Source organism: Dactylosporangium sp. NPDC050688, assembly GCF_040654515.1.
Taxonomy (GTDB): Bacteria; Actinomycetota; Actinomycetes; order Mycobacteriales; family Micromonosporaceae; genus Dactylosporangium.
Genome location: NZ_JBFAIC010000146.1, coordinates 1 through 6,762, shown reverse-complemented (window position 1 = coordinate 6,762; position 6,762 = coordinate 1). Strand labels below are relative to the sequence as shown.

General features: G+C 72.8%; 8 protein-coding genes and 2 pseudogenes. 5 read left to right on the top strand and 5 right to left on the bottom strand.

Features of this window, described 5'->3' with window-relative positions; translation table 11 throughout:
* Nucleotides 1-148: 148 nt before the first annotated feature.
* Nucleotides 149-604 (bottom strand): TerB family tellurite resistance protein, encoded by a 456-nt coding sequence (locus AB0H83_RS51295; RefSeq protein ID WP_360111184.1) that lies wholly within the window; start codon nucleotides 602-604, stop codon nucleotides 149-151.
* Nucleotides 605-744: 140 nt separating this feature from the next.
* Between AB0H83_RS51295 and AB0H83_RS51290 the strand changes: the two genes are divergently transcribed.
* Entirely contained in the window at nucleotides 745-1,566 is an 822-nt protein-coding gene (locus AB0H83_RS51290) for a class I SAM-dependent methyltransferase (RefSeq protein ID WP_360111181.1), read from the top strand.
* A gap of 89 nt (nucleotides 1,567-1,655) precedes the next feature.
* Here AB0H83_RS51290 and AB0H83_RS51285 read toward each other — a convergent pair whose 3' ends face one another.
* Entirely contained in the window at nucleotides 1,656-2,183 is a 528-nt protein-coding gene (locus AB0H83_RS51285) for a hypothetical protein (RefSeq protein WP_360111178.1), read from the bottom strand.
* Between the two features lie 473 nt (nucleotides 2,184-2,656).
* Here AB0H83_RS51285 and AB0H83_RS51280 point away from each other — a divergent pair, with 473 nt between their 5' ends.
* Nucleotides 2,657-2,938 carry a hypothetical protein gene (locus AB0H83_RS51280; RefSeq protein ID WP_360111175.1) on the top strand — a complete coding sequence of 94 codons (282 nt, stop codon included), beginning with the start codon at nucleotides 2,657-2,659 and terminating at the stop codon, nucleotides 2,936-2,938.
* A 25-nt stretch (nucleotides 2,939-2,963) separates the two neighbouring features.
* Here AB0H83_RS51280 and AB0H83_RS51275 read toward each other — a convergent pair whose 3' ends face one another.
* The 3 genes from AB0H83_RS51275 to AB0H83_RS51265 form a co-directional block, all read right to left on the bottom strand.
* A complete protein-coding gene (locus AB0H83_RS51275; protein WP_360111172.1) occupies nucleotides 2,964-3,371 on the bottom strand; it encodes an MmcQ/YjbR family DNA-binding protein in 408 nt (135 codons plus the stop codon).
* Nucleotides 3,372-3,600: 229 nt separating this feature from the next.
* Nucleotides 3,601-4,248, bottom strand: coding sequence for a hypothetical protein (locus AB0H83_RS51270; RefSeq protein WP_360111170.1), 648 nt, complete (start codon nucleotides 4,246-4,248; stop codon nucleotides 3,601-3,603).
* Between the two features lie 108 nt (nucleotides 4,249-4,356).
* Nucleotides 4,357-4,893 carry a DUF664 domain-containing protein gene (locus AB0H83_RS51265; protein ID WP_360111167.1) on the bottom strand — a complete coding sequence of 179 codons (537 nt, stop codon included), beginning with the start codon at nucleotides 4,891-4,893 and terminating at the stop codon, nucleotides 4,357-4,359.
* On the opposite strand from AB0H83_RS51265, the pseudogene AB0H83_RS51260 reads away from it, so the two are divergent.
* The 3 genes and pseudogenes from AB0H83_RS51260 to AB0H83_RS51250 form a co-directional block, all read left to right on the top strand.
* Nucleotides 4,892-5,056 (top strand): annotated as a pseudogene (locus AB0H83_RS51260) (HTH domain-containing protein); the annotation flags it as partial. The gene AB0H83_RS51265 and the pseudogene AB0H83_RS51260 sit on opposite strands and share 2 nt — an antisense overlap.
* Before the next feature lie 22 nt (nucleotides 5,057-5,078).
* Complete coding sequence (locus AB0H83_RS51255) at nucleotides 5,079-5,501, top strand: WYL domain-containing protein (RefSeq protein ID WP_360111186.1); 423 nt, start codon at nucleotides 5,079-5,081, stop codon at nucleotides 5,499-5,501.
* Nucleotides 5,498-6,762, top strand: a pseudogene (locus AB0H83_RS51250) (excinuclease ABC subunit UvrA); the annotation flags it as partial. The gene AB0H83_RS51255 and the pseudogene AB0H83_RS51250, both read left to right, overlap by 4 nt.

The window sequence follows — 6,762 nt, the reverse complement described above, 5'->3', positions numbered from 1 at the left end:
CGTGCGGCTTTCCGATTCGTTGACCGACCGCTATTTTCGGTGCATGTCGAGGGTTCTGCTGCGTCGCCTCCTACCTGTGCTCGGCGCTCTCGCGGCCGGTCGCCTGGGCGACCGGAACGCGACTTCGATCAACCACGACGGTCCGGGGCTACAGGTCGAACTCGGCGGGCGGGATGCCGACGGCGAAGCACGCCTCCCGGACGGCCTTCTTCTCGTTGTCGTCGAAGTTGCCGTCGGCAGCGCCGATGATGATCCCGATCTGGATCACGGCGCGGGCGTGGTCGGGCTTCGACTTGAGCTTGGCGATGGTGGCGATCGCCTCGACCTTGCCGAACTCGAAGTCACGGACCAGCCGGTCGGCGTAGAAGCCGAACTTCTGCCGCAGCTCGTCCGGCGGGAAGACCGACAGGATCTCGTTGCTGGTGATCACACCTTCGGTGCGCTGGCGCTCGACCGGGTCGATGCTGCCGTCGGCGGCGGCGATGAGCGCGCACATCGCCATGCTGGCGTTGGCGAACTCCTTGCTCTTGAACTGGCCGGCCCTGGTCTTGAGCTGTCCGCTCATCTCCTGCGTACGGCTGCGAAGCTGGTCGAAGAATCCCATGCTGCTCCCCCATCGGTGCGAGCCCCCCGCCGCTCAGCCTACCCGCGGCTCGGCCTGACCGGCCCGGATGCGCGACGCGGCCAGGATGAACCACCGGCTGAGTGAACGGCGACCCACCCGGGCGTGAGATCCTCGGCCGGGTGACGGACGAACGGCTCGCGCAGACCGCCCGCGGCTGGGACGAGGCCGCGGAGGGGTACGAGGCGTACTACGTGCCGCGCTTCGCGCCGTGGGTCGCCGCGGCGGTGGGCGCGCTCGCCGCCGGGCCGCTGCCGGACGGGCCGGTGCTCGTCCCGTGCTGCGGCACGTTCCCCGAGCTGGACGCGCTCGACGCCCATCTGCCCGGCCGTGCCGTCACCGGCGTCGACCTGTCCGCCGGCATGGTCCGGCTGGCCAGGGCCAGGGCGGCGCGGCGCCCAGGCGCCACGGTCGAGCAGGGTGACGCCTCGGCGCTCGGTGAGCGGTGGGCGGGGCGCTGCGCGGCGGTCGTGTCGGTGTTCGGCCTGCAGCAGCTGCCCGCGCCCGACGTCGCGATCCGGTCGTGGGCATCGGCCCTGCGCCCGGGCGGCGTGCTGTCCGTCGTGTTCTGGCCGCGGCGTACCGAGGACGACGGGCCGTTCGCGCGTATCGCGGAGGTCGTGCGCTGGCACGTACCGGCCGGCGACGACTCGTGGCAGGGGCGTCTGGTGCCGGCCTTGACGGCGGCGGGCACCGTCGTGGAGCGCGACGAGCCGGCCGCCTACCCGATGTCCCACCCGGACGCGGCCGCGTTCTTCGACGCGCACACCCGCGCCGGGCCGATGCGGCCGCTGGTCACCGCCCGGGGTGCGGCGTTCGCGGACCGGTTGCGGGCCCAGTTCCTGCGCGGCAGCCCGCACGGCGAGTGGCGGCACCGGCCGCACGCCCGGCACCTCGTCGCCCGCCGCCCGTTCCCGGCCGAACTGGGTGACGGAACCGGGTGATGGGCCGCGTCGCGGCGCCTTGGTCGCGGGCGCTGGCCGGTTGTGGGTGGCGGTGCACGCGTTGGTACGCCGGAGCAGCGTCGCCGGTGTCAGACCGTGCCGCCGCCGGGTGGCCCCTCGCGGCGTACCTGGGCACCGACGCGCATCAGCGTGGTGGCCGCCGCCCAGACGGCCGCCATCAGCACCGCAACGGCGAACGACCCCAGGCCGGTGAGCTGAGCGGCTCCCCACAGCCCGCCCAGCGGCGCGACACCCGGCGGCGCCGTCCGGCCGGGCTCGTCCAGCGGGAACAGGAGCGTGGCAGCGCCGTACACGAGACCGATACCGAGCAGCAGGAGCACCAGCGCAGGACCGCCCCGCGCCAGCGCACCCCGGCGCGGTGCGTCCCCGGCCGCCGGGCGGCTGGCCCGCACGCCGGCCACGGCCCAGGCCAGCAGGCACCCGGCGACGAGCACCGCGCCGGCCACGGTGACCAGCGCACCGATCCACACCGATGCGGGCACCGCGCCGGGGCCGCGCAGCTCGGGGGCCGCGACGCCGAACGCGATGACGGCCACCGCCCAGGTCAGCGCGGCGCCGATGGTGACCCGCTCCAGCCGGTCCGCAGCTCGTCTCATGTCCGGTACCGTAGCGCCGGTCATCCGGTGCCGAGCGCCCGGGACAGCAGGGTGCGCCGGTTGCGGGCGCCGGTCTTGGCGAACATTGCGGGCCGAGCAGATCCCGCCACACCAGGCTGTCGCCGGGCGCGGCGAGCCGGGCCGCGGCCGTCAGCGACGTCCAGCGGTTGGCCGCGGTGAGGTACTTGAGCCGGATCAGGCGCGGCAGGTCGGACATCAGCGCCGGCGGCACCGTGGCGAACGGGTCGGTGCCGACCGTCGTCTGTGGATCCGTCAGGGCCCAGACGTGTGCGTCGAACGGCAGCACCCGGGCGAGCTCGGCGAGCACCGTTGACCGCAGCGCCCGCGAGTCGGGCGCCGCCGCGCCGATGCGCCGCACCCGCTCCGCCACCGCCCGCGGCCCCATCTCACCAACATAAAACCCCAGACTTCTGGGATACGCGGCGCGCCCCGCGGTCTTCAGCGTCGTTCGCATGCCGACTTTACGCATTGAGCACCCGGTGGTGGACTTCGCGATGTGGCGGCGCGCGTTCGACGGCTTCGCGGCCGCGCGCAGCCAGGCGGGCGTGCTCGCCCACCGCGTCATGCGACCCGTCGACGACGAGCGTTACGTAACGATCGACCTGGACTTCCCTACGGTGGACGCCGCCGAGGCGTTCCTGCGGTTCCTGCGCACCACCGTGTGGTCGGATCCGCAGCGTTCCCCCGCGCGCGCCGGCGCGCCGAGCACGAGGATCTTCGAGACCGCCGCTTGAGCGGCCCGCCGCTCGTGTCGCCGCGTCACGTGGTCCGGGCGGCCCGGGCGTCGAGGGCGGCGACGCGGCGGCGGCCGGCGGTGCGGCGGTAGCTGGCGTCGAGCAGCTCGCCGATCTCGGCCCAGTCGGTGTCGTCGCCGAGGTCCACGCCGATCCACCCTGACGGGCCCAGATACGCCGGTACGTAGCTGCGGGCGTCGTCCAGCAGCGCCTCCCGCTCGGCCGGGTCGACCAGCACGACCACCGAGTGCTCGTGCTGCCGGTAGACGCCGTCGACCTTGACGGAGCCGCCGTAGTACGCGAACACCTTGGTCGTGTAGAAGGCCGGATGCCCGTGCGAGATCTTCTCCGCGGCGTCGGGGAACGCGAGCGCGAGCGCCCGGACCCGGCCGAGGATCGGGTCGGCGTCGTCGAACATGATGGGGTGCGCCACCCGGAAACCATAACCGCGGCACGGCGCCGCCCGGACCCTGTCAGCCGGCGCCGTCGACGTGCCCGGCACACTGGTGATCTTGACCGGTTGATCGAAGTCGCGGGATGGCCGTCCGGATGACCACCCCGCACCTTCGATCACGGCCCGAGCCGGTCGACAGGTGAGGCGATCGCGGACTGGCCGCCCGGGGACGGCCAGGACGCGACTTCGATCTGGCGGCCCGTCCGCGTCAGCGCATCGGCATGACGCGGGCCACGCGGATCGTGGTCGCGTTGGCGCCGGCCGCGGGGTAGGCGACGCTGCCGTCCGCGTAGGACTTGAACGCCTGGTACGCGTGGTCCTTCACGTCGACGGTGAACGTGCCGCCGACCGGCTTGGCGGCGGTCGTGTCGTAGACCTGGGCGGTCATCGTGGCGCCGGACTCCCAGGCGAGCAGCATGCGGCCGGTCCCGTACGCGACCAGGTGCGGATGGGCGGTCTTCGCGGCGGTCGTGCCGGTCGCGTCGGAGGCGCCGGTGGTGAAGTGCTCCAGGCGGGCCGTGCCGCCCTGGCTCCACGCGGTCCAGTAGCCCTTGGGCTGGGCGAGGACGAGGTCGCCGCCGAAGAGGGTGCCGTCGCAGGTGCCGGCGGTCGCCGGGGAGGCGGAGGCCGAGGCGGACCCGGACGCGCCGAGGCCGGCCGCGCCGCTGGACGGTCCGGTGCCGTCGGCGGGCAGGCCGGCCTGCTGCGCGCGGGACTGCGGCGATGCGTCCCCGCCGCCGCCCCGCGTCACCAGGAAGGCGGTCGCCGCGAGGGCGACGGCTGCCACCGTACCGGCGGCGGCACCAGCAATCAGGCGGCGGCGGGTCCTCAGTGGAGGTGTCGCTTCGGTGTCCATGTCCGTCCACAGTCAGGCATCAGGTGGTCGGCGCGAGTCAATCCGCTGAAAACCTTTTCGGCAACTCATGTGACGGCGCATGCGGAAGTCTTCACCAAGACCAAAGGTTCACGAAAGCGGCGGGTCCTCCCCCACGAGCCCGTCGATGGCCTCGCGCAGCAGGTCGGCGTGGCCGACGTGGCGGGCGTACTCGTCGTGCAGGTCCACGACCAGGCGGCGCAGGTTCGGCGCGACGCCGTGCTCGTCGGTGCGGTACTTCCCCGGCTGGTCCAGGCCGCCGTCGGCGAGCGCCGCCGCGAGCGCGGCCCGGGACCGCGCCACCGCGCCGTGCCACAGCTCGTAGAGGTACTCGGGCGGATCGTCGGCGGCGGTGCGCCACACCCATTCCGGGTCGGTCGCCGCCTCGGGCACGTCCAGCGGCGGGCCGGGCGCCTTGCCGGTGAAGTCGATGGTGTACGCCTCCTCGACCAGGGCCAAGTGTTTCAGCAGCCCGGCGAGGGTCAGCGTGGAGGGCGGCTGGGCCCGGCGCAGCCCGGCGGCGTCCAGCCCGCCGGCCTTCCAGGCGAACTGGGCGCGGGACCGTTCGAGGGCGAACAGCAGCATCTCGGCCTCGCCGGCGGTCGCCGACGGCTCATGCAGCATCATGCCGGTCACGGTAGGCTCCATTCCGGACGTTTCCCGTCCGGAACCTGGAAGGGCATCCGTGGAGAGTCCGGCCGCCCGGGCGCTGCTCGCGCTGGAGATCCTGCAGGCCAGCCCCGGCATCACCGCCGACCGGCTGGCGGCCCGGCTCGGCGTGTCGGAACGCGCCGCCCGGCGCTGCGTACCGGATCGACCGCGTCCTGCGGGCCGAGGTGCTCGACGCGGGATTCGCGGCGCCGGCGCTGTTCGACCCGGTCGCGGTCCTCGAGGAGCACCTCGCCGTCGGCTGGGAGTACGCCGTCGACCTCGTCCTCGACGCGCCGCTGGAGGCGGTGGCGGTGCGCGTACCGCCGGCGCTGGGCAGACTCGAGGCGCTGGACGGCGACCGGTGCCGGCTGGTCGGCTCGACCGGCAACCCTTGGTGGTATGCCGAGCAGCTCGCCGCGCTGCCGGTGCCGTTCCGTGTCATCGGCGGTCCCGAGCTGCGGCACACCGTCAAGGTCATCGGCGAGCGGCTGCTGGCGGCCGCGGAAGATCAGGAATCAAGAAGCGGCGGCCGGGAGGCGGCCGATAGCGTGGACGGCAACGGCACGAGGACGGAGCAACGATGACCCACGAGCTGATCCGGGTGCGCGGCGCGCGCGTGAACAACCTCAAGGACGTCAGCGTCGAGATCCCCAAGCGCCAGCTGACAGTGTTCACCGGCGTGTCCGGCTCCGGCAAGAGCTCGCTGGTGTTCGGCACGATCGCCGCGGAGTCGCAGCGGCTGATCAACGAGACGTACAGCACGTTCGTGCAGGGGTTCATGCCGACCCTGGCACGGCCCGACGTGGACGTGCTCGAAGGGCTCACCACCGCGATCATCGTGGACCAGCAGCGGATGGGCGCCGACACCCGGTCGACCGTCGGCACCGCCACCGACGCCAACGCGATGCTGCGCATCCTGTTCAGCCGGCTGGGCCAGCCGCACATCGGTTCGCCGCAGGCGTTCTCGTTCAACGTCGCCTCGATCAGCGGCGCCGGCGCGGTCACCGTCAAGAAGGCCGGGCAGACGGTCAAGGAGCGGCGCAGCTTCAGCATCACCGGCGGCATGTGCCCGCGCTGCGAGGGCCGCGGCAAGGTCAACGACATCGACCTTTCGCAGCTGTACGACGACAGCAAGTCCCTCAACGAGGGCGCCCTCACCGTCCCCGGCTACAGCATGGAGGGGTGGTTCGGGCGCATCTTCAGCGGCAGCGGCTACTTCGACATGGACAAGCCGATCCGCAAGTACACGAAGCGCGAACTGCACGACCTGCTGCACCGGGAGCCGACGAAGATCAAGGTCGACGGCATCAACCTGACGTACGAGGGCCTGATCCCGAAGATCCAGAAGTCGATGCTGTCCAAGGACGTCGAGGCGCTGCAGTCGCACGTGCGGGCGTTCGTGGAGCGGGCGGTGGTGTTCGCGACCTGCCCCGAGTGCGGCGGCAGCCGGCTGAGCGAGGAGGCCCGCTCGTCGAAGATCGACGGCCGTAACATCGCCGACGCCTGCGCGATGCAGATCAGCGACCTCGCCGAGTGGGTCGGCGGGCTCACCGAGCCGTCGGTCGCGCCGCTGGTCGCCGCGCTGCGGCACACGCTGGACTCGTTCGTGGAGATCGGGCTGGGGTACCTGTCGCTGGACCGCCCGTCCGGCACGCTGTCCGGCGGCGAGTCGCAGCGGGTCAAGATGATCCGGCACCTCGGCTCGCCGCTGACCGACGTCACGTACGTGTTCGACGAGCCCACCATCGGCCTGCACCCGCACGACATCCAGCGGATGAACGGGCTGCTCGTCCGGCTGCGCGACAAGGGCAACACGGTCCTGGTCGTGGAGCACAAGCCGGAGAC